The sequence below is a fragment of the Streptomyces sp. NPDC088733 genome (genome assembly GCF_044751185.1).
GTDB lineage: Bacteria > Actinomycetota > Actinomycetes > Streptomycetales > Streptomycetaceae > Actinacidiphila.
This window is the reverse complement of sequence record NZ_JBIVLH010000001.1, coordinates 307,050-329,023: the sequence shown is the minus strand read 5'-3', so window position 1 is coordinate 329,023 and position 21,974 is coordinate 307,050. Positions and strand designations below refer to the sequence as shown.

The following is a 21,974-nucleotide window of genomic DNA, read 5'->3' as shown; positions in this document are numbered from 1 at the left end:
GACTACGGCCGGCGCAGCCGTGCCACGAACTTGTAGCGGTCGCCGCGGTAGACCGAGCGCACCCACTCCACCGGCTGCCCGCCGGTGTCGATGGAGTGCCGGGACAGCAGCAGCATCGGCAGCCCCACGTCGGTTCCGAGCAGTCCGGCCTCGCGCGGGGTGGCCAGCGAGGTCTCGATGGTCTCCTCGGCCTCGGCCGGCCGCACGTCGTAGACCTCGGCGAGCGCGGTGTAGAGCGAGGTGTACTTGGCCAGGCTGCGGCGCAGCGCGGGGAAGCGCTTGGCCGACAGATGGGTGGTCTCGATCGCCATCGGCTCGCCGTTGGCCAGCCGCAGCCGCTCGATGCGCAGCACGCGGCCGCCGGCCTTCATGTCCAGCAGCTCGGCCAGCCGGTCGTCGGCGGTGATGTAGCCGATGTCCAGCAGCTGCGAGGTGGGCTCCAGGCCCTGGGCCCGCATGTCCTCGGTGTACGAGGTGAGTTGCAGCGCCTGGGAGACCTTCGGCTTGGCGACGAAGGTGCCCTTGCCCTGGATGCGCTCCAGGCGTCCTTCGACGACCAGCTCCTGGAGGGCCTGGCGCACGGTGGTGCGGGAGGTGTCGAACTCCGCCGCCAGGGTGCGCTCCGGGGGCACCGGCGAGCCGGGCGGCATCGTCTGCGTCAGCTCCAGCAGATGGCGCTTGAGCCCGTAGTACTTGGGCACCCGGGCGGTTCGTCCGGCCGCGGTCGCCGCGGTCTCCGCGGACTCCGTCACCGCCGCTCCGGTCTCGCCGTCGCTGTCCATCGCCTGTGCTCCCGTGTGCTGTCGTGCTGCCGTCACCGGCTCCTCCGTCATTCGCGGCTCACATCGTGGCACGGTCAGGGCCCAAATCGCGTTACGGGCCCAGATGTCGGTCCGGTAACGGACGCGACCGGTGCTCTTATACACCCTTGACACCCCTAAAGGTCTAGGCCAAGCTTCGGGCACTGGTCTACACCACTTGGTACTCACTGCCCTGGGGAGGGTGTTGTGAAGCGCAAGCTGATCGCGGCGATCGGTGTCGCAGTCATGGTCGCCGGCGTTGCGGCCTGCGGTTCGGACGACAAGGGTTCCGACAAGGCCGCCGCGCCCAAGGAGATCACCGTCTGGCTGACGGTCGACGCACAGAAGAACTGGCCCGAGCTGGTGAAGCAGGCGGACGACGCCTTCACGGCCGCGCACAAGGACGTGAAGATCCACCACGAGTACTACGAGTGGACCGCCAAGAACCAGAAGCTCGACGCCGTCCTCGCCACCAAGAAGGTGCCGGACGTGGTCGAGATGGGCAACACCGAGACGCTCGGGTACCTGGTCAAGGGCGCGTTCGCCCCGATCGACAAGAGCAAGTTCGAGAACTCCGGTGACTGGCTGGACGCCCTGGAGGGCTCCGTCACGTACAACGGCAAGACCTACGGCGTGCCTTACTACGCCGGCGCCCGTGTCGGCACCTGGCGCAAGGACGTCGCCAAGGCGGCCGGCGTCACCAAGACCCCCGCCACCTGGGCCGAGCTGACCGACGCCCTCGACAAGATCCAGAAGAAGAACGGCGACAAGTTCTCCGCCTGGTACCAGCCCAGCCGCGACTGGTACACCGCGCTGGCCTTCGTCAAGGACGCCGGTGGCGACGTCGCCAAGGAGGACGGCGGCAAGTGGACCGCCTCCCTGTCCGACCCCAAGTCCATCGAGGGCCTGAAGACCTGGAAGGGCGTCCTCGACAAGTACTTCCACGGCGACAAGAACAAGGACGAGTCCGACCGCTACATCGTCTACGGCCAGGGCAAGTCCGCGCTCATCTACGGCGCCAGCTGGGAGGGCGGCGCCGCCGCCGACCCGAAGACCGACAAGACCGGCAAGCTCAAGGACAACCTGGAGACCTTCGCGCTCCCCGGCCCGAACGGCGACCTCCTGCCGAACTTCATCGGCGGCTCCGACCTGGTCATCCCGGTCAAGTCCGCCGCGCAGGACCTCGCCGCCGACTGGATCAACGACTTCACCAACACGGCCGCGCAGAAGGTCCTGATCTCCAAGGGCAACCTGCCCAACGCCAAGTCCCTGCTCGCCCCGCTGAAGGACGACCCGGCCACGGCCGCCTCGGCCCGCGCCAACGAGAACACCTGGTTCGTGCCGACCGCGCCGGGCTGGCTCCAGGTGGAGAAGAAGCAGATCCTGCAGAACATGCTCAACGACATCGCCGTCGGCAAGGCGACCATCGAGGACGCCACGAAGTCCGCCGACGAGCAGATCAACGCGGTGATCAACGCCGGCTGACCGGGGGTCGGGGAAACCACAGTGATCGACGCCGGCCGGCCGCCCTCGGGCGGCCGGCTCCGGTGCGCGACCACCAGGGACTGGAGTAGCCGAGGAGCACATGATGAGTGCCGTTGACACACCGCTCGACAAAGTGCCGCTCTCGCGGCAACCGGCGGGACCGGGCCGCAGGCCACGCCGCCTGGGCGGGGCCGCGCTTCCCTGGGCCCTGCTCGCACCGACCATCGGCGTCCTGGTGCTGGTCCTCGGGTATCCGCTGGTCCGGCTGATCACCCTGTCCTTCAAGCAGTACGGGCAGGCCGAGCTGTGGCAGGGGCTGCCCGGCGACTGGCAGGGCTTCGCCAACTACACGCATGTGCTCGGCGATTCGGAGTTCTGGGCCGTCGTCCTGCGCACCCTGCTGTTCACCGTGGCCGCGGTGCTGCTCACCCTGGTGCTCGGCATGGCGGTGGCGCTGCTGCTCCAGCGGGTCTCGCCCTGGATGAAGACGCTGATCAACATCGCGCTGGTGGCGAGCTGGGCGATGCCCGTCGTCGTCGCCATCACCGTCTTCAAGTGGATGTTCGACAGCGACTACGGCGTCCTCAACTGGCTGCTCAGCCGGCTGCCCGGGGTCGACTTCAGCGGCCACAACTGGTTCACCGACACCCGGCAGGGCTTCCTCGTCATCACCCTGATGGTGGTCTGGGGCGCCATCCCCTTCGTCGCCATCACCCTGCACGCCGGACTCACCCAGGTGCCCAGGGAACTGGAGGAGGCCGCCCGGATGGACGGCGCCGGTCCGGTCAAGGTCTTCCGGCACGTCACCCTCCCGGTGCTCAAGCCGCTCATCGTCATGTTGACCACCCTGTCGGTCATCTGGGACATGGGCGTCTTCCCGCAGGTCTTCCTCATGCGCGACGGCCACCCCGAGCCCGACTACCAGGTGCTCACCACCTACTCCTACGACCAGGCCTTCGTCGCCAACGACTACGACGCGGGCGCGGCCATCGCCGTCATCACCGTGCTGCTGCTCCTCGGCGTGATGGCCGTCTACATGCGCCAGATGCTGAAGATCGGAGAGGTGGAGTGACGACCGTGCTCGACACCGCCCCCGCCCCGGCGGCTCCGCCCGCCTCCCCGGCCCGCCGCGCCGCCCGGCGCCCGCGCCGCAAGGGACGTACCGTCTACAACCTGCTCGGCCTGCTGGTCGTGGTCGTCACCGGCTTCCCGGTCTACTGGATGCTGAACACGGCGTTCAAGCCCGCCAAGGACGCCATCGACCCCGACCCCAAGTTCTTCCCGACCAGCCTGTCCTTCCAGAACTTCTCCGACGCCCTCGGCATCGGCGACTTCTGGGGCTCGGTCGGCCGCAGCCTCATCGTCTCCGGCTCGACCGTCGGCCTCGGCCTGGTCATCGGCCTGCTGGCGGCGCTGGCCATCTCGCGCTTCGTCTTCCGCGGCCGCAAGGCGGTCATCGTCGCGATCCTCGCCGTCCAGATGGTGCCGCTGGTCGCGATGATCATCCCGGTCTTCCTGCTGCTCAACCAGATCGACCAGATCGACAAGCTCTCCGGCCTGGTCATCACCTACCTGACCTTCGTGCTGCCGTTCACGGTCTGGACCCTGCGCGGCTTCATCGTCAACATCCCCAAGGAACTGGAGGAGTCGGCGATGGTCGACGGGTGCACGCGCATGGGCGCGTTCTTCCGCATCGTGCTGCCGCTGCTCGCCCCCGGCCTCGTGGCCACCTCGATCTACGCGCTCATCCAGGCCTGGAACGAGTACCTCTACGCGATGCTCATCATGAGCCAGGAGCACCAGACCGCCACCGTCTGGCTGGGGAACTTCGTCACCTCGCGCGGCACGGACTACGCGCCGATGATGGCGGGTTCGACCATGATGGGCGTTCCCGTGGTGGTCTTCTTCCTGATCGTGCAGCGCAAGGTCGCCGCCGGCCTGACCGCCGGGGCGGTGAAGGGATGACCGAGACCTTGAGTCAGATCCCCGGCGGAACCGCGGACGCCGACGACCTCGCGCGGGACGCCCTGGCCGTCCTGCAGCCCGGATTCCACGGCACCACCGCCCCCGAGTGGCTGCTGCGCCGGCTCGCCGAGGGCCTCGGTTCCGTGGCGCTGTTCGCCCGCAACATCGAGTCGCCCGAGCAGCTCGCCGCGCTCACCGCGCAACTGCGCGCGGTACGGCCCGAGGTGCTCATCGCCGCCGACGAGGAGGGCGGCGACGTGACCCGGCTGGAGGCCCGCACCGGCTCCTCCTTCCCCGGCAACCTCGCGCTCGGCGCGGTCGACGACACCGCCCTGACCCGTGACGTCGCCGCCGAGCTGGGCCGCCGGCTCGCCGCCTGCGGGGTCAACCTCAACTGGGCGCCGTCCGCCGACGTCAACTCCGACCCCGGCAACCCGGTCATCGGGGTGCGGTCCTTCGGTTCGGAGCCGCTGCTCGTCGCCCGGCACACCGCCGCCTATGTCGAGGGGCTGCAGTCCGCGGGCGTGGCCGCCTGCACCAAGCACTTCCCCGGGCACGGCGACACCTCCGTCGACTCCCACCACGCCCTGCCCCGCGTGGACGTCGACCTGGACACCCTGCACTCCCGCGAACTCGCCCCGTTCCGCGCCGCCCTGACCGCCGGCACCAAGGCCGTCATGAGCGCGCACATCCTCGTCCCGGCCCTCGACCCCGACCGCCCGGGCACGCTCAGCCCCGCCGTCCTGACCGGGCTGCTGCGCGACGAACTCGGCTACGACGGCCTCATCGTCACCGACGGCATCGAGATGCGCGCCATCGCCGACACCTACGGCGTCGAGCGCGGCACGGTGCTGGCCATCGCGGCCGGTGCCGACGCCATCTGCGTCGGCGGCGGCCTCGCCGACGAGGAGACCGTGGTCGCCCTGCGCGACGCCGTCGTCGACGCCGTGCGCGCCGGTGAACTGCCGCGCGGACGGCTCGCCGACGCCGCCGCCCGGGTACGGGCGCTGGCCGCCTGGACCACCGGCGCGGCCCGTGCCGCCGCCGGCGCCGCGCCGGACTCCGACATCGGCCTCACGGCGGCGCGGCGCGCGCTGCGCGTGACCCGCACCGGGGAGTACGAGCCGATCACCGAGGCGCCCTACGTCGCCGCCTTCACGCCGGTCGCCAACATCGCCGTCGGCGCCGAGACACCGTGGGGGGTCGCCGCGGAACTCGACCGGCTGCTGCCCGGGACGGTGACCGGCACCTTCCGCCAGGGCGATGCTTTGACCGCAAATGTGCTCCGCTCCGCGGCGAACCGTAGGATCGTCGCAGTGGTCCGTGACGTGCACCGTCACCCGTGGATGGCCGAAGCGCTGGGTGCCCTGCTCGCCGCCCGGCCGGACACGGCGGTGGTGGAGATGGGCGTCCCCCAGGCTCCGCCCTCCGGCGCGCTGCACATCGCGACCCACGGCGCGGCCCGCGTGTGCGGGCGAGCGGCCGCGGAGGTCGTCGTCGGCAAGGACGCCGACGCCTGACCGCCCCGGCGGCGCCACCCGTTCCAGAGACCGACCTGGAGGCTCCCAGAATGTCCGCCCCGACTCCGACCCAGCAGCCCCCGATGCCGGGCCGGATCATGTCCGGCGAGATGGCCGAGCAGCCCACCGTGCTGCGCCGCATCCTCGAGGAGGGCGCGCCGCGCATCCGTGAGATCGCCGAGCGGATCGCCGCGCGCAACCCGCGCTTCGTGCTGCTCACCGCGCGCGGCACCTCCGACAACGCGGCGCTGTACGCGAAGTACTTGATCGAGGTGCTGCTCGGCAAGCCGGCGGGCCTGACCTCCATGTCCACCACGACCGCCTACGGCGCCCGCCCGGACCTCACCGACTGCCTGGTCGTCACCGTCAGCCAGTCCGGCGGCTCGCCCGACCTGGTGGCCTCCACCCGGGCCGCCCGCGAGGCCGGCGCGATCACCCTGGCGGTCACCAACAACGCCGACTCGCCGCTGGCCGAGGTCTCCGAGTTCCACATCGACGTGCTCGCCGGGCCGGAGAAGGCGCTCCCGGCGACCAAGACGTACACGGCCGAGCTGCTCGCCCTCTACCTCTTCGTCGAGGGCCTGCGCGGCGGCGACGGCAACGCGGCCAAGATCCTCCCCGAGCTGGCCGAGCAGATCCTGGCCCGGGGGGACGAGGTCAAGGCGCTGGCCGGCCGGTACCGCTTCGCGGAGCGCCTGGTGCTCACCTCGCGGGGCTACGGCTACCCGACCGCGAAGGAGGCCGCCCTGAAGCTGATGGAGACCAGCTACATCCCGGCCCTGTCCTTCTCCGGCGCCGACCTGCTGCACGGTCCGCTGGCGATGGTCGACAACGTCTCGCCGGTCATCGCCATCGTCACCGAGGGCAAGGGCGGCCAGGCCCTGCAGCCGGTCCTGGACCGGCTCCGCGGCCGCGGAGCCGACCTCGTCGTGATCGGCAACCAGGCGTCCGTCGAGGCCGCCTCCGCGGGCTTCGTGCTGCCGACCGCGGGCGTCGCCGAGGAGGTCCAGCCGATCCTGGAGATCCTGCCGCTGCAGATGCTGGCCTACGAGATCACGATCGCCCGCGGCCAGGACCCGGACGCGCCGCGCGCCCTGGCGAAGGTGACCGAGACGCACTGACGCCGTTCCGCGCTGCGGCCCGCGGACGCGGTGGACGGGAGGCAGATCTCCCGTCCACCGCGTCCGCGGGCCTTTTCGCGCGGTGAAACGTCAAAGCCGTGAAGGCGGCGTGGGAAAGGCGTGGGGGACACGGCACGGATGCCCCCGGAAACCACTTCGGGCCGCGGCGCCGGAACGGGACCCTCAACCCGTCCAGCACCGCAGCCCGGAGCTGCTGTCGGCACCTGGCACGCGGGGTGTGCGGTTCCCGCGGCTCACTGGGGCCGACTCGTGAGGCCTGGCGCAGTCAGGGCAGAGAGCGCCCCGGCCTCGCTCCACCCTTCTGTGCGGGAAGGGTGGAAGTTCAGTTGTTCACATCAATTCTGGACTAGACCATTATCCGTTGTCCATAACCTGACGCAGTCAGATCATAGGGGTTGGAAGGCCTTTGTGGGGACTGGATGTCAGCGCTTGCCATGAGCGCGGGTACGCTCATTTGCGTGCCCTCCATGAACGATCTCGTACGCCAGCACACCGACCTCGATGATTCCGATCTCGAGTGGCTTCATCTGCTGGTGTCGGAGTGGCAATTGCTCTCGGATCTCTCCTTCGCCGACCTCGTCCTGTGGGTGCCGACGAGCGACGGCACGCGGTACGTCTCCGTCGCGCAGATGCGCCCCAACACCGGCCCCACCTCCTACCAGGACGACATGGTCGGCCATCTCGTGCCGCGCGGCCGCCGCCCGATGCTGGACGCCGCGCTCGACGAGGGCCGGATCGTGCGCGAGGGCGACCCCGAATGGCGCGAGGAGGTGCCGGTGCGGGTCGAGTCGATCCCCGTGCGCCGCGCCGGACGGGTCCTCGGGGTGATCGCGCGCAACACCAATCTGCTCACCGTGCGCACGCCGAGCCGGCTGGAGCTCACCTATCTGCAGAGCGCGTCCGACCTGGCGCAGATGATCGCGGCCGGCACGTTCCCCTTCCCGTCCGAGCAGGTCGACATGGACGCCTCGCCGCGCGTCGGCGACGGGCTGATCCGCCTCGACGCCGACGGCATCGTCCAGTACGCCAGCCCCAACGCCCTCTCCGCCTACCACCGCCTCGGCCAGGCCGCGGACCTCGTCGGCCACCATCTGGGCACCGCCACCGCCGAGCTGGCCCCCTCGCGCGGCAAGAGCCACGAGGCGCTGGTGACCGTCGCCAGCGGCAAGGCGCCGCGCGAGACCGAGATCGAGGGCAACGGCGGCGTCATCCAGCTGCGGGCCATCCCGCTGAGCCCCAAGGGCGTCCGCAGCGGATCGCTGGTGCTGCTGCGCGATGTGACCGAGCTGCGCCGCCGTGAACGGGAGCTGATCACCAAGGACGCCACCATCCGGGAGATCCACCACCGGGTGAAGAACAACCTCCAGACGGTCGCCGCCCTGCTGCGGCTCCAGGCCCGCCGGATGGATTCCGACCAGGGCCGTGAGGCGCTGGAGGAGGCGGTGCGGCGGGTCGGCTCGATCGCGATCGTGCACGAGACCCTGTCGCAGAACCTCGACGAGCGCGTCGAGTTCGACGAGATCGCCGACCGCGTCCTGGCCATGGTCGCCGAGATCTCACCCGGTCGGGTCACCACCCGGCGCGCCGGATGCTTCGGGGTCCTCAGCGCGGATGTCGCCACGCCGCTGGCGATGGTCCTCACCGAGCTGCTGCAGAACGCCCTGGAGCACGGTTTCGGCCCCGCGGAACAGGGGTCGGTCGAGGTCTCGGCGGAGCGGCGCCACGGCAGGCTGGCGATCGCCGTGCGCGACGACGGCCGCGGGCTGCCCCCGGGCTTCGATCCGCAGCAGGCGGGCAACCTCGGTCTGCAGATCGTACGGACCCTGGTGGTGGGGGAGTTGGGCGGCACCTTCGACATGGTCCCGGCCGAGGGGCGCGGGACGAAGGTGCTGCTGGAACTGGCGCTGGAGGGCTGAACGCCCGCTGGGCGACCGGCTGGTGGAACGGAGAAGCCCCGGCTGCTCGGGCGAGCTGCCGGGGCTTCCTGCGTCGTGATGCTGCGCGGTTCGGAGGTGCTGCGCGCTGCGGCTCGGGGGTAAGCGCGTGTGTCAGGCGCTGGCGTTGCGGGCGCGGTTGCGGGCGGCGCGGCGCTTCATTGCGCGACGCTCGTCCTCGCTGAGGCCACCCCACACGCCGGCGTCCTGGCCGGTCTCGAGCGCCCACTGCAGGCACTGCTCCATGACGGGGCAGCGGCGGCAGACGGCCTTGGCTTCCTCGATCTGCAGCAGCGCAGGACCGGTGTTGCCGATAGGGAAGAAGAGCTCAGGGTCTTCTTCGCGGCAAACGGCGTTGTGACGCCAGTCCATGGCTGCTCCATCTCCTTGTATTGCTTGCACGTTGCTTGTGAATGTGAACGCTTTCACGAATCCCCAGACACGGCACGGGACATCGCCCAGTCTCCTGGGTGCGGTCCCGCGGGGGTGTGGTGAGGATTGCGGCTACTGAGGACGCCCGTAGAGCGGCTGTCCCGATCGCCAAGAAGAGACTCGCAAACCTGGGCTGCGGATACAACCCCTTCCGGAAACTTTTTTTTGATTCCTCGGTGTCGGCTCGGTCACAGCCGTACTTCCATGGGGTGCAGGGCAGTCTAAACGTTCGAGTGGAAGGACTTTATGTCCTTCTGCTTACACAATCACACGCAGTGCACGGCGTACGCCTGAGAAGGTTGCGCTGATTCGCAGTCCCAGGTGGTCTCCGTCCACCTGGAACGGCAGTGGCGCCTGCGAATGCAAGGTGAAGTCCGTCAGATCGTGCAGCGAGGTCACGTGCTTCCCGCGCGGGCCCCGCTCGGGGGTCGAACGCAGCAGTTGCGTGGCGATGCGGGTCACCGCGGGGGTCGACAGACGGGACAGCCCGAGCACGTCCAGCGCCGTGTCGAAGGACGCCCGCGGCGACGCGTAGACCGGGCGACTGCCCAGGTAGGTCCACGGAGTGGTGTTGCAGACTATGGCGATCGCGAGATCGGTGACGGGGTCCTCGCCCGGCTGCTCCAGCGTGATCGTCCCGCCGCCGCGCGAGGACTCGGCGAGGAACTGCCGGACCATCTGCCGTATGTAGAGCGCGTGCGTCGACCGCTTGCCGAGCTCCCGCTGCTGTTCGACCCGGCCGACGACACCGGCGTCGAAACCGAGGCCGGCGCAGAAGGTGAACCAGCGCGCCGGCACACCCTCGTCCGCGGTGCCCGGCGTGCCGCTCACGCGGCCGAGGCCCACCGTCCGCGAGTTCCCCTCCCGGAGGGCGTCCAGCAGCGCCCCCGTCGCCTCGACGGGGTCATTGGGGAGCCCGAGGGCGCGCGCGAAGACATTGGTGGAGCCGCCCGGCACCACCGCGAGCTTCGGCAGCCCCTCCGGGTCGGGGCCGTTGTGCAGCAGCCCGTTGACGACCTCGTTGACGGTGCCGTCGCCGCCCAGGGCCACGACGAGCTCGATCTCGCCGCCCTCCGCGGCCTGCCGCGCGAGGTCGCGCGCGTGGCCCCGGTACTCGGTGGCGGCCACCTCCAGTTTCAGGTCGCTGGCGAGCGCGTGCGCGAGGACGTCACGGGTTCGGGCGCTGGTGGTGGTGGCGGCGGGATTGACCACGAGGAGAGCGCGCATGACCGCCAGGGTACCTACCGGGCGGTACCGGCCCGTAATCCCGGTCGGAGCGCAGGCCGATACCCTGCTGGGGTGAGTGGCACAGAGAACACCGTGCGCCCGGGCCGTACGCGCCGCCTCGCGGCCGCCGCCGCGGTCGCGGCACTGGAAGGCGCCGCGCTGGCCGCGTGGGGCATCGCGATGCTCGTCCTCGGGCTGGTCGGCAACCCCGACAGCCCGCGCCAGGCCGAGGCCGGCGGCCTGACGGTACTGGCCCTGGCGGCCATGCCGCTGGCGGCGGCCTACGGGCTGTGGCACGCCCGCCGCTGGAGCCGCGGACCCGCCCTCATCATCCAGCTCGTCGCCCTGCCGGTCGCCTGGACCATGGCCCAGAACGGCGGCGTGATGATCGCCGCGGGCGCCGCACTGGGCGCCGCGGCGATCGCCGAACTGGTGCTCCTCGTGCACCCCGCGGCCACCGAGGCCCTCGGCATCGCCGCCACCGAGGGCTAGGGACCGTTTCGAAATCCCCCAGCTACCGCTGGGAGGTGCCCCCGGCGTCGGCCGCCCGGAGGGCGACCGACGCTGCCGTCACTCCTCGACGAGGAGCTTGTCGCGCAGCTGCGCCAGGGTGCGGGCGAGCAGCCGGGAGACGTGCATCTGGGAGATGCCGACCTCCTGCGCGATCTGCGACTGCGTCATGTTGCCGAAGAAGCGCAGCAGCAGGATCTTCTTCTCGCGCGGCGGCAGCTGCTCCAGCAGCGGCTTGAGGGACTCCCGGTACTCCACGCCCTCCAGGGCGTCGTCCTCGGCGCCCAGGGTGTCGGCCACGGCCGGCGACTCGTCGTCGGTGTCGGGCACGTCGAGCGAGAGCGTGCTGTAGGCGTTGGCGGATTCGAGGCCTTCGAGGACCTCCTCCTCCGTGATCTTCAGATGCTCCGCCAGCTCGTGCACGGTCGGGGCCCGGCCGTGCCGCTGGGAGAGCTCGCCGGTCGCCGTCGTGAGCGCCAGGCGGAGCTCCTGGAGCCGCCGCGGGACGCGCACGGCCCAGCCCTTGTCCCGGAAGTGGCGCTTGATCTCGCCGACCACGGTGGGGGTGGCGTACGTGGAGAACTCCACCCCGCGGTCGACGTCGAACCGGTCGACGGACTTGATCAGGCCGATCGTGGCGACCTGGGTGAGGTCGTCCAGCGGCTCGCCGCGGTTGCGGAAGCGCCGGGCCAGGTGCTCCACCAGCGGCAGGTGCATCCGCACCAGCTGGTTGCGCAGCTCGGCCCGCTCCGGGGAACCCAGCGGAAGCTTGCCCAGCTCCACGAAGAGCGCACGCGCCCCGGCCCGGTCGTGCGGGTCGTGGTGCCCGTGCTGCTCCTGTTGCTCCTGCTCCATGCGACCCGCCTGATCCGCCAGATCCGTCTGCTCGGGCGCGTCCTTGTCGTCGGGACGGTCCGCCGGTCCACCGCCGGGATGGGGCCGTGCCTCGTCCTGTCGCGCCGCAGGGGCGGGTACGGGGCGGCCCCTCACCCCGGGCGTACTGCCTTCCAGATCGTTCACGGCGATTCCCCCGTTACAGCTGTCCCGGTCCTGCACCGCGCTTCTTGTGCAGAGCGATGCTCACGGTCTTGTCCTCGGCCACGCTGGAGTCCACCTCGCCGGCCAGGGCGGAGAGCACCGTCCAGGCGAAGGTGTCGCGCTCCGGGGCGCGGCCGTCGGTCGTGGGAGCCGACACGGTCACCCACAGTGCGTCCCCGACCAGGCGGAAGACGCAGCTCAGCACGGACCCCGGGACGGCCTGCTGGAGCAGAATCGCGCACGCCTCGTCAACGGCGATGCGCAGGTCTTCGATCTCGTCGAGGGTGAAGTCCAAGCGGGCCGCGAGGCCGGCGGTCGCCGTACGCAGCACCGAAAGATAGGCCCCCGCCGCGGGCAGCCGGACCTCGACGAAGTCCTTCGACCCGGGCTCGCCTGCGATCTCGGACACCCTCACCTCCAAGGTGGCACTCGCACTGCCCTCATCGGCACTGCACTGATCTGGTTCGGTTCGCCAGCGACGCTATCGCGATCCGTACCCCGGTGTCGCCCGGACGGAGCACGGCCGCCGCCATGAATGAGCCCCGGCCCGGCACCCCATGGCTGTCACCCATAGTAGGCGCATGCGCACGCACCGTGGGTAGGGGGCGAGGGGTCTCAATTCGAAAGAGAAGTCGCTTTGTTGACACGGGCCTGCTCCGCGAGGGTGCGCAGCGGTTCGCCGGTCAGCCGCTGCACCGTCCATCCGTCCTGGGGACGGGCGCCCATCGCACGGTAGAACGCGATCGACGGCTCGTTCCAGTCCAGCACGGACCACTCGAAGCGCTCGTAGCCCCGCTCGACGCAGACGGCGGCCAGCTCGGCGAGAAGCGCCTTGCCGTGGCCGCCCCCGCGCGCGGAGGGGCGCACGAACAAGTCCTCAAGGTACACGCCGTGGGTGCCGGTCCAGGTGGAGAAATTCAGGAACCACACGGCGAAGCCGACCACGGCGCCGGTGTCGTCGTCCTCGGCGATGAACGCGAAGACCGCGGCCCCGGGTCCGAAGAGCGCCTCGTGCAGCTGCGCGGGGGTCGCCCGCGCGCTGTCCGGCTCCCGCTCGTACTCCGCGAGTTCGCGGATCATCGAGTGGATCTCCGGGATGTCGCCGGGCGCCGCGGATCGGATCATGCGGCCAAGGCTAACCGCTCGGCCGGCCCGTCACGACGGCGGCGAGGACCGTCCCCTCGGCGAAGGCCCCTTCGGCGGCCAGAGAGAACAGGCCGTGCAGCATCTTGGCGACGTACACGGGGTCCGGCACGAAGCCGTGGCGCGCGCCGAAGTCCTCCGCGAAGGCGTCGAGGGCGGGCGTGCGGCGGGCGTAGCCGCCGTGGTGGAAGCGCTCCTCCAGGTGCCAGTCACCGCGCCGCCCGCCGAAGGCCGCCTCCTGGAGGCGGCCTATGTCCTCCCGCAGGAATCCGCCGCCCTTGAGGACGGGAAAGCCGATCGCGCGCTGCTCCGGACCCAGTCCCGCGGCAAGCCCCGCCAGGGTGCCGCCCGTGCCGCAGGCGACGCCCACGACGTCCGCCGCGCCGCGCAGTTCCTCGCCGAGTGCCACGCACCCTTGTGCCGCCAAGGCGTTGCTGCCGCCCTCGGGCACCACATAGGCGGGGCCGAACCGCTCCAGGAGCCCCGCCAGGACCTCCGGCTCGTCCTTGCGGCGGTAGGTCGCGCGGTCCAGGAAGTGCAGGCGCATGCCGTCGGCGGCGGCACGGGCGAGCGAGGGGTTCAGCGGGCGCCGGACGAGCTCCTCGCCGCGCACGACCCCGACGGTGGCCAGTCCCAGCAGGCGGCCCGCGGCGGCGGTCGCGCGCAGGTGGTTGGAGTAGGCCCCGCCGAACGTCAGCAGCACCTGGTGTCCCTGGTCCGCCGCGGCGCGCAGGTTCAGGTGGAGCTTGCGCCACTTGTTGCCGGGCACCTCCGGGTGGATCAGGTCGTCCCGCTTGACGAGCATGCGCAGCCCGCGCCCCGTCAGCCGCTCGTCGCCGGTCAGCTCGACAAGAGGGGAGGGCAGCCGGACGTCCACGATCACCGCCCCAGTGTGACGTCACCGGGAACCGGCCGGGAGTCGGGAGCAGCCCCCGGCGGGGCCGCTCCGGCTCAGCGGGCGGCCGTGTCGAGGGCGTTCGCCAGCCCCGCGGCCGCCTCCCCGGCGTTCCACTCCTGCAGCGGCTGCTCGGCCCACAGGACCTTTCCCTCGGGGGTGTAGCGGGTGCCCCAGCGTTCGGCGATCTGGGCGACGAGGAACAGGCCCCGGCCGCCCTCGTCGGTCGTGGCCGCGTACCGCAGGTGCGGCGAGGTGCTGCAGCCGTCGGAGACCTCGCAGGTCAGGGCGCGGTCGCGGAGCAGCCGTACGGAGATCGGCGGGGAGCCGTAGCGGATGGCGTTGGTGAGCAGTTCGCTGAGGATCAGTTCCGCGCCGAAGCTCAGCTCGCACAGGCCCCATTCCTCCAGCCGCTCGGTCACCGCGGCCCGCATGCCCGCGACGGCGGCCGGGTCGAGCGGTACGTCCCACTCGGCGACGTGGCAGGCCGGGGTGCGGCGGGTCCGGGCGATCAGCAGGGCCACGTCGTCCTTGGGCCGGCCGGGCAGCAGCGCCTCCAGCACGGCCCGGCAGCTCTCCTCCGGCGGCCGCTCGGGGTGCGCGGCCAGCGCCCGGCGCAGCATCTCCATGCCGACGTCCAGGTCGCGCGCGCGGTCCTCGATGAGCCCGTCGGTGTACAGCACGAGCTGCGTGCCCTCGGCGAGCTCCAGTTCGGCGGTCCTGAACGGCATGCCGCCCAGCCCCAGCGGCGGGCCGGCGGGCAGGTCGGGGAACTCCACGGCGCCGTCCGGGCGCACCAGTGCGGGCGGGTGGTGCCCGGCCCGCGCCATGGCGCAGCGCCCGGTGACGGGGTCGTAGATCGCGTAGAGACAGCTGGCGCCCATGACGCCGGCGCCGATCTCGGTGTCGGACTCGTCCTGGTCGATCCGGCCGACGAGGTCGTCGAGGTGGCCCAGCAGCTCGTCGGGCGGCAGGTCGAGGGTGGAGAAGTTGTGCACCGCGGTGCGCAGCCGGCCCATGGTGGCGGCGGCGTGCAGTCCGTGGCCGACGACGTCGCCGACGACGAGCGCCACCCGGTTGCCCGGCAGCGGGATCACGTCGAACCAGTCGCCGCTCACGCCCGACTGGGCCGGCAGGTAGCGGTGGGCGACGTCCAGGGCGCTCTGCTCCGGCAGGGCGCGCGGCAGCAGGCTGCGCTGCAAGGTGACGGCCAGGGCGTGCTCGCGGGTGTAGCGGCGGGCGTTGTCGATGTTGATGGCGGCACGCGCGACCAGTTCCTCGGCCAGCGAGAGGTCCTCCTCGTCGAACGGCTCCGGCTTCTGCGAGCGCCAGAAGTTGACCACGCCCAGGACGACGCCGCGGGCCTTGAGCGGGGTCGCGATGAGCGAGTGGATGCCGTAGCGGACGATGCTGTGCGTCCGCTCGGGGTCCTGGGCGAGCCAGCCGGGGTCCTCGCCGAGTCTGCCCACCACCTCCGAGCGCCCGGTGCCGAAGCCGCGCGCCTGCGGGGTCGACGGCAGGAAGTCGATCAGCGTGCCCAGCGGGTACAGCGGGGCGTCGTCGCGGATGCCGTTGACGGCGGTGCGGCGCATGTCGACCGCGTTCACGCCGGTGGGCTCCTCGCCGTGCAGGACGGGGTCGGCGAGGTCGACGGTCACGTAGTCGGCGAAGCGGGGGACCGCGACCTCCGCCAGCTCCTCCGCGGTGCGGACCACGTCGAGGGTGGTGCCGATGCCCAGCCCGGCGTCGTAGAGCAGTTTGAGGCGTTCGCGGGCGACCTCGGCGCGGCCGGCGAGCGCCTGGAGCTCGGTCGAGTCGCGCAGCGTCACCACTGAGCCCGACAGGACGCCGTCGGCGTGGTTGAGCCGCTGGTTCACCGCCAGCAGCCGGTCGCCGGCCGGGAGGAACTCGTCGGTCGCCTCGCGGCGGGAGACCAGCAGCTCGACCATGGCGGGTTCGAGGTCCGCCAGCTCGGTGACGTACCGCCCCTCGGTGTCGGCCGGCAGGTGGAGCAGGCGCGCGGCCTCGTCGTTGACCAGCAGCAGGCGGCCGTCGGCGGCGACGATGAGCACACCCTCCCGCACGGAGTGCAGCACTGTGTCGTGGTGCTCGTACATGCGGCTGATCTCGGCGGGGTCCAGGCGGTGGGTCTGCCGCCGCAGCCGCCTGGAGATGAGTGCCGTCCCCGCCATGGCCAGGGCGAGCGCGGCGGCGCCCGCGCCGAGGATGATCGGCAGCTGCCGGTTCACCACGACCGTCACATTGGTGACCTTCATGCCGGCCGCGACCAGGCCGACGATCCTGCCGTGCGGGTCCTCCACGGGGTCGTGGACCGGGACGACGGCCTGCACCTCGTGACCCAGCGGCCCCCGGACGCTCTCGGTGTAGACCTTGCCGTGCAGCGACGGCTCTATGGTGCCGACGAACCGCCGGCCGATCCGCGCCGGCATGGGGTGCGTGTAGCGGGTGCCGTGGGTGTCCATGACGACGATGAAGTCGACGCCCGCCTCCTTGCGAGCCAGTTCGGTGACCGGTTGCAGCACCTTGGAGGGGTCGGGGCTTCTCAGTGCCTGCGGCAGCCCGGGGGAACGGGCGAAGGTGCGGGCCGCGGCCACCGAGCGGTTGACGGCCTCGCGCTCGCTGTCGTGCCGCGACTGGAGCACCAGGGCGAGCACTCCGCAGGCCACGAGCAGCACGACGACCGCCACCTGGAGGACGAAGACCTGCCCGGCGACGCTGCGGGGACTCTTCTCGCTCAGTGATCGCACCGGTACGCACCGAATCAGCCGAAAAGGTCGGCCATGTCGCCTTTGTAGCACTGCGGATGAGGCGCTGCCAGAGGCCGAAAGGGCCGTCGGCGGGCCCGGTGGCGCCCGGAGGCGTGCGGGAGCGTGCGGGGGACCGCCTCAGAAATGCAGTTCGGCGGGGAAACCCGTCCAGCGCAGTTCTTCCGGGAGGTGCCGCATGTCGTTGTAGAGCAGGACGGAGTGCGGACGGCCCGGCGTGTAGCGGATGACGGTCAGGGCGGCGTTGGCGTGGTCGAGGCCGAGCCAGCGCCACGGCGGCGCGTCCAGGGCCGCCGAGACCAGCGTGCCGATCAGGAAGTTGTGGGTGACCACGAGCTCGTGGGCGGCCTTGCCCGCGGCCGGCGGCCCCGCGAAGCGCGCCAGCGCCTCCCGCCCCAGCTCCGGCCCCCACGCCCGCTCCTCCGGGCCGAAGCGGTCCAGGAACCGGGAGAGGTAGTACGCGCTGTCCGACGGCAGCTCGGACTCCTGCGGGATGTAGGGCGGGTAGTCGCCGGCCAGGTCGTTCGCCCCCACCGGCACCGCGCCGCCCAGCCGTTCGCCGATGAGCGCGGCGGTCTGCGCGGCACGGGGGAGCGGGCCGTGGTGGACGGCGGCGATCGGGGTCCCCTTGAGACGCTCGCCGAGGAGTTCCGCCTGCCGGAAGCCGTTCTCCGTCAGGCCGCTCTCGTCGGGCAGCGCCTCCGCGTGGCGGGTCAGATAGAGATAGCGGCTCGCCGTGCCGGTCATGCCGGGCCCCTCTCGGGTGTCGGGATGCTGGGCGTGGAGACGCCGCCCGTGCGGGCCCGGTTCCGCCGTGCCGCGGGGCGTCACCCCGCAGGATGATGTCACGCGCCGTCCGGCGGGCCGACAGCACTGCCGTCAATTCGCCCCGGCCGCACGGTGGTTGGCGTCCTGTCCGGCCGGACAGGACGACTGCGCGCCGGGGGCGGGAAACCGCCCGCGGCGTACGATGGAAGGTGAATTCTCGGCGAGCCGACGCGGGAGGCCGCGATGCGAACGCCCGGAACACCCGCCCTGCCGCGCAGCGGCCGCCACTGGGCCGTCGCCGCGGTCCTCGCCGCCCTTGCCGTGGTGGTCGCCCTGAGCGTCGGCGTCCCCTTCGCCGCGGTGTTCATCCTCGCGGTGGCGCTGATGTGCCCGCTGCTCATGATGATCATGCTGCACGCGCTCCGCGGCCCGCGTCGCGGCGGCTTTCAGCCCCGGCCGCCGGATTCGCCGCCGCGGGTCTGACCGGCCGCCGAGGCCCGTCCCAGCAGCAGGGCGCGCTCGCGCTCGTTGCGGGTGAGTTCCGCGGCGCGCAGGAATTCCGCGCGTGCCTCGTCGTGGCGGCCCAGGCGCTCCAGCAGGTCGCCGCGGACACTCGGCAGCAGGTGGTACTCGCGCAGCGCGGGCTCGCCGGTCAGCCGGTCCACGACGGCCAGCCCCTCCTGCGGCCCGTACGCCATGGTGACCGCGACCGCCCGGTTGAGCTCCACCACCGGCGAGGGCGCCCGCACCGCCAGCACCCCGTACAGGTCCGCGATGCGCCGCCAGTCGGTGTCCTGCGCGCGGGCCGCCTGGGCGTGGCAGGCGGCGATGGCGGCCTGGAGCGCGTACGGCCCCGGCGGGCCGCCGGCCGCGTCGGAGCGGGCCAGGGCGGCGAAGCCGCGGCGGATCAGCAGCCGGTCCCAGCGCCGCCGGTCCTGGTCGATCAGCAGCACCGGCTCACCGTCGGGGCCGGTCCTCGCCGCCGCCCGGGACGCCTGGATCTCCATCAGCGCGACCAGGCCGTGGACCTCGGGCTCCTTCGGCATCAGGCCGGCCAGCAGCCGCCCCAGCCGCAGCGCGTCCTCGCAGAGCGCCGGGCGCATCCAGTCGTCCCCGGCGGTGGCCGAGTACCCCTCGTTGAAGACCAGGTAGATGACCTCCAGCACCGAGGACAGGCGCTCGACCCGTTCCGGTCCCTGCGGCTGCTCGAAGGGCACCTCCGCCTTGGCCAGGTTGCGCTTCGCCCGGACGATGCGCTGCGCGACGGTCGCCTCGGGCACCAGGAAGGCCCGTGCGATCTCGGGGGTCGTCAGGCCGCCCAGCAGGCGCAGGGTGAGCGCCACCCGCGCCTCGGTGGACACCACCGGGTGGCAGGCGGTGAAGACCAGCCGGAGCAGGTCGTCCTCGATGTCGTCGTCGGCCGCCGCCTCGGCCGCCGCGAAACCGGCCTCGGACTCGGGCGGGCGCGCCTCCAGGGCGTGCCCCAGCTCCTCCAGCTTGCGCGCGAAGACCTCCTTGCGGCGGACGAGGTCGATCGCGCGGTGCTTGGCCGCGGCCGTGAGCCAGGCGCCGGGGTTGGCGGGGACACCGTCCCGGGGCCACTGCTCCAGGGCGGCCACCAGGGCGTCCTGGGCGAGTTCCTCGGCGACGCCGATGTCGCGCACGACGCGCGCGACAGCGGCGATTACCCGGGCCGACTCGATCCGCCACACCGCGTCGATCGCTCGGCGGGCGTCATCGGAGCCAGAAGCCGTACCGGTCACAGCCACCCATCAGAGCAGCCGCCCCCGGGAGCCGCAACCCGTTCGGCGGAGCGGCGCGGCCGCGCCCTCAGGCCAGCTCGGGGGCCTCCTCCATCTCGCGGACCTCGCAGGTGAGCTCCCATTCGTCGCCGTGCACCTGGAGGAAGCGCTTGGTCCACTCCAGCGCCTCCTCCTTCGACTTCGCCTGGATGATCGCGTAGCCGCCGATGAACTCCTTCGACTCGGTGAAGGGCCCGTCGACGACGGTCAGCTTCCCGTGGTCCCAGTGCATCCGGAAGCCCTCGGCGGGCGGGCGCAGCCCGGCGGTGTCCAGCAGCACGCCGGCCGCGGACATCTCCTCGATGAGCTTGCCCATGTCCTGCATCAGCTGCTCGCTCGGGCCGCCTGCCGGGACCTTGTCCTGGTCGATCAGGATCAGGGACATGAAACGCATTGCCGTACTCCTCTGTCTTGGTGCAGGCGGGGCCGCTGCCCCGCTTCTGCATACGCGTCGAACGGGCGGCACGCGGATCGACACGTCGGCCGAAGATTTTTTCCGGGCCGGTCCCGGCGGGGTCGGCGAGGGCCCGCGGGGCCCTCGCCGCGAGGGCGGCGCAATCGGGTGACGTGCACGTAAGCCCGCCCGTACAGGGGTCACCCGGTCCGGTGATATCCGGCGGCCGGGCTTGGTCCCGGGGGATCCCGGCCGTGATGCTGAGGAGAGAGCGGCTGCGCCCCGGACCAGACGCCGCGCCGGGTGCGCGGCGGGCGTGTGCCCGGCATGAAGGAATTTGTCCCAGATGATCCAGATTTTCTTCGCGGCGACGCAGTACGCGGCGGCGACCGTCACGGCGGCCGTCCGGGCGGGGCTGTTCGGCCCGCGCGAGGGGCACCGGCGCCTCCTCGTGGTGAGCAACACCTCGGCCATCCCCGAACTGACCACACCATTGGACCGGATGGCCGGATTCGAGGAACTGCGCCCGGAGTTCGACGCGGTGCACTTCTGGAACGAGACCGTCGCCCCGCACCACCCGGTCGGCTGGTCCCCCCGCGAGCAGGACCTCACCCTGTGGGAGCGGTCGCTGCGCCTGGCCTGGGACCTCGGGGACGAGCCGGTGGAGATCGCCTGCGAGTCCCTGCAGGCCAACCCCTCCCGCGCGGCGGCCGAGATCTTCGCCGAGAGCACGATCCATGTGTACGCGGACGGCCTGATGAGCTACGGCCCCACCCGCGACCGGCTCCCCGGCGGCATCGCCTGCCGCATCGCGCGCCTGCTCCACCTCGACCTGCTGCCGGGACTGCGCCCCCTGCTGCTCTCGGAGTACGAGGTGGAGGCGGTGCCCATCCCGGTCGAGTCCTTCCTGCGCACGCTCTCCGGCATCGGCGCCGCCGCGCCGGCCGTGTCCGGCCGGTACACCGCGGTGCTCCTCGGCCAGTACCTGTCCGCGCTGGACCTCATCTCCGAACAGGAGGAGGAGGAGCTGCACGCGCGGATACTGCGCGGCGCGGTGGCCGCGGGCCACACCTCGGTGCTCTTCAAACCGCATCCCAGCGCACCCGCGCACCTGTCGCGCTCCATGGAGCGGGCGGCCGCGGAGCTCGGGGCCGAACTGGCCGTCCTCGACGCGCCGGTGCTCGCCGAGACCCTCTTCGAACGGGACCGTCCCGAGCTCGTCGTGGGCTGCTTCTCGACGGCGCTGGTCACCGCCGCGTCCTTCTACGGCATCCCGGTCGCCCGGGTCGGCACCGAACTGCTGCTGGAGCGGATCAGCCCGTACGAGAACAGCAACCGCGTACCGCTGACGCTGATCGACGCCGCGCTGCCGGACCTGGAACGCGACACTGAGGTGGTCGGCAAGCCCCTTGCGCTCACCGGGGAGTTGGTCGCGGAACGCCTCGCGCCGCTGATCCGGACCGTGGGCTACTGCATGCAGGCGCGGGCCCATCCCGGGCTGCGTCCGGAGGCGGAGGCCTGGCTCACCCGTCATCAGGCGGGCCCGGCGCGGTACTTCAAGCGCCGCCGCCTGACGAGCCTGCGGCTCCCCGGCGGGGCCCCGGTCCGCGCCGAGGCGCTGCGCCGCCATCCGGCCGTGCGGCGCATCGTGCGCACGCTGCGAGCCGTCAGGTCGTGAGCGCGGGCCCCGGGCGAGGGGCGGCCCGGGCACGGCCCGCGGGATCCGTCGCACCGGTCCTTCCCGGATCCGCCGCGGGCACAACAGCGAACGTCAGCTGTCGGCATCTGCTGCGCCCCATGCCCATGACGTTGAATCACTTGATCGGATGGGGCAAAAGCGGCCAGTTTTGGGCATCCGGGTTGCGCCGGGGTTGATCACCTCTAGATTCCGTCCGGATGCGGCGGGTGCCGGGCGTGACGTGCCGTGTCGCGGAAGCGTTGAAGGTGGGGACGATGCGCCCGGGGTGCAGTTTTGGTGATGCTCGGGAAAATCGCCCCGGGGCGCGTGGAATCGCTGTCAGGATTTCCGGGGTCGGAACGTCGCCGGAAGGAGGGCCGGCCCGGGCGGACGGATGGTCCGCGTTGCGCTGTCCAGAAGTATTGGACGGCACGTCTGGTCACGTCGGACGCTAG

The 21,974-nt window shown here is 71.8% G+C and carries 20 protein-coding genes; 9 read left to right on the top strand and 11 right to left on the bottom strand.

From position 1 onward, the window contains the following. Nucleotides 1–2: 2 nt before the first annotated feature. Nucleotides 3–782 (bottom strand): GntR family transcriptional regulator, encoded by a 780-nt coding sequence (locus tag ACIP64_RS01460; RefSeq protein ID WP_401581123.1) that lies wholly within the window; start codon nt 780–782, stop codon nt 3–5. 225 nt (nt 783–1,007) lie between these two features. Between ACIP64_RS01460 and ACIP64_RS01455 the strand changes: the two genes are divergently transcribed. The 6 genes from ACIP64_RS01455 (at nt 1,008) to ACIP64_RS01430 (ending at nt 8,828) form a co-directional block, all read left to right on the top strand. Then, the gene (locus ACIP64_RS01455; protein ID WP_401580526.1) at nt 1,008–2,285 is read left to right on the top strand and encodes an extracellular solute-binding protein; all 1,278 of its coding nucleotides are present in this window, start codon (nt 1,008–1,010) and stop codon (nt 2,283–2,285) included. Between the two features lie 103 nt (nt 2,286–2,388). Beyond that, nucleotides 2,389–3,357 (top strand): carbohydrate ABC transporter permease, encoded by a 969-nt coding sequence (locus ACIP64_RS01450; RefSeq protein ID WP_401580524.1) that lies wholly within the window; start codon nt 2,389–2,391, stop codon nt 3,355–3,357. A gap of 5 nt (nt 3,358–3,362) precedes the next feature. After that, complete coding sequence (locus ACIP64_RS01445; protein WP_401581120.1) at nt 3,363–4,250, top strand: carbohydrate ABC transporter permease; 888 nt, start codon at nt 3,363–3,365, stop codon at nt 4,248–4,250. Continuing rightward, the gene (locus tag ACIP64_RS01440) at nt 4,247–5,770 is read left to right on the top strand and encodes a glycoside hydrolase family 3 protein (RefSeq protein WP_401580522.1); all 1,524 of its coding nucleotides are present in this window, start codon (nt 4,247–4,249) and stop codon (nt 5,768–5,770) included. Before ACIP64_RS01445 ends, ACIP64_RS01440 begins: the two co-directional genes overlap by 4 nt. 50 nt (nt 5,771–5,820) lie before the next feature. Continuing rightward, a complete protein-coding gene (locus tag ACIP64_RS01435; protein ID WP_401580520.1) occupies nt 5,821–6,891 on the top strand; it encodes an SIS domain-containing protein in 1,071 nt (356 codons plus the stop codon). Nucleotides 6,892–7,379: 488 nt separating this feature from the next. Then, nucleotides 7,380–8,828 carry a sensor histidine kinase gene (locus ACIP64_RS01430; RefSeq protein ID WP_401581117.1) on the top strand — a complete coding sequence of 483 codons (1,449 nt, stop codon included), beginning with the start codon at nt 7,380–7,382 and terminating at the stop codon, nt 8,826–8,828. A gap of 132 nt (nt 8,829–8,960) precedes the next feature. Here the strand turns inward: ACIP64_RS01430 and ACIP64_RS01425 are convergent, their stop codons facing one another. Continuing rightward, a complete protein-coding gene (locus ACIP64_RS01425) occupies nt 8,961–9,218 on the bottom strand; it encodes a WhiB family transcriptional regulator (protein WP_018563321.1) in 258 nt (85 codons plus the stop codon). A gap of 318 nt (nt 9,219–9,536) precedes the next feature. After that, nucleotides 9,537–10,505: a diacylglycerol/lipid kinase family protein gene (locus tag ACIP64_RS01420; RefSeq protein ID WP_401580518.1), complete on the bottom strand. Its 969-nt coding sequence runs from the start codon at nt 10,503–10,505 to the stop codon at nt 9,537–9,539. A 72-nt stretch (nt 10,506–10,577) separates the two neighbouring features. Here ACIP64_RS01420 and ACIP64_RS01415 point away from each other — a divergent pair, with 72 nt between their 5' ends. After that, nucleotides 10,578–10,997 carry a hypothetical protein gene (locus ACIP64_RS01415; RefSeq protein ID WP_360907191.1) on the top strand — a complete coding sequence of 140 codons (420 nt, stop codon included), beginning with the start codon at nt 10,578–10,580 and terminating at the stop codon, nt 10,995–10,997. Nucleotides 10,998–11,075: 78 nt separating this feature from the next. On the opposite strand, the gene ACIP64_RS01410 is transcribed toward ACIP64_RS01415, so the two are convergent. The 6 genes from ACIP64_RS01410 to ACIP64_RS01385 form a co-directional block, all read right to left on the bottom strand. Then, nucleotides 11,076–12,005 (bottom strand): RNA polymerase sigma factor SigF, encoded by a 930-nt coding sequence (locus tag ACIP64_RS01410; RefSeq protein ID WP_401581114.1) that lies wholly within the window; start codon nt 12,003–12,005, stop codon nt 11,076–11,078. A 43-nt stretch (nt 12,006–12,048) separates the two neighbouring features. Continuing rightward, nucleotides 12,049–12,462: an anti-sigma regulatory factor gene (locus ACIP64_RS01405; RefSeq protein ID WP_319665704.1), complete on the bottom strand. Its 414-nt coding sequence runs from the start codon at nt 12,460–12,462 to the stop codon at nt 12,049–12,051. 206 nt (nt 12,463–12,668) lie between these two features. After that, nucleotides 12,669–13,178: a GNAT family N-acetyltransferase gene (locus ACIP64_RS01400; RefSeq protein ID WP_360907187.1), complete on the bottom strand. Its 510-nt coding sequence runs from the start codon at nt 13,176–13,178 to the stop codon at nt 12,669–12,671. A 10-nt stretch (nt 13,179–13,188) separates the two neighbouring features. Then, complete coding sequence (locus ACIP64_RS01395; RefSeq protein ID WP_401580515.1) at nt 13,189–14,079, bottom strand: 1-aminocyclopropane-1-carboxylate deaminase/D-cysteine desulfhydrase; 891 nt, start codon at nt 14,077–14,079, stop codon at nt 13,189–13,191. A gap of 68 nt (nt 14,080–14,147) precedes the next feature. Then, a complete protein-coding gene (locus ACIP64_RS01390) occupies nt 14,148–16,859 on the bottom strand; it encodes a SpoIIE family protein phosphatase (protein ID WP_401580513.1) in 2,712 nt (903 codons plus the stop codon). A gap of 138 nt (nt 16,860–16,997) precedes the next feature. Continuing rightward, complete coding sequence (locus tag ACIP64_RS01385; RefSeq protein WP_401580511.1) at nt 16,998–17,624, bottom strand: histidine phosphatase family protein; 627 nt, start codon at nt 17,622–17,624, stop codon at nt 16,998–17,000. A 264-nt stretch (nt 17,625–17,888) separates the two neighbouring features. Here ACIP64_RS01385 and ACIP64_RS01380 point away from each other — a divergent pair, with 264 nt between their 5' ends. Next, the gene (locus ACIP64_RS01380) at nt 17,889–18,128 is read left to right on the top strand and encodes a hypothetical protein (RefSeq protein ID WP_401580509.1); all 240 of its coding nucleotides are present in this window, start codon (nt 17,889–17,891) and stop codon (nt 18,126–18,128) included. On the opposite strand, the gene ACIP64_RS01375 is transcribed toward ACIP64_RS01380, so the two are convergent. Both ACIP64_RS01375 and ACIP64_RS01370 read right to left on the bottom strand, forming a co-directional pair. Continuing rightward, nucleotides 18,092–19,414 (bottom strand): RNA polymerase sigma factor, encoded by a 1,323-nt coding sequence (locus tag ACIP64_RS01375; RefSeq protein ID WP_401580507.1) that lies wholly within the window; start codon nt 19,412–19,414, stop codon nt 18,092–18,094. The genes ACIP64_RS01380 and ACIP64_RS01375 overlap by 37 nt on opposite strands. A gap of 61 nt (nt 19,415–19,475) precedes the next feature. Then, the gene (locus ACIP64_RS01370) at nt 19,476–19,841 is read right to left on the bottom strand and encodes a YciI family protein (protein WP_401580505.1); all 366 of its coding nucleotides are present in this window, start codon (nt 19,839–19,841) and stop codon (nt 19,476–19,478) included. Nucleotides 19,842–20,187: 346 nt separating this feature from the next. Here ACIP64_RS01370 and ACIP64_RS01365 point away from each other — a divergent pair, with 346 nt between their 5' ends. Continuing rightward, nucleotides 20,188–21,519, top strand: coding sequence for a polysialyltransferase family glycosyltransferase (locus tag ACIP64_RS01365; RefSeq protein ID WP_401580504.1), 1,332 nt, complete (start codon nt 20,188–20,190; stop codon nt 21,517–21,519). Nucleotides 21,520–21,974 lie beyond the last annotated feature (455 nt).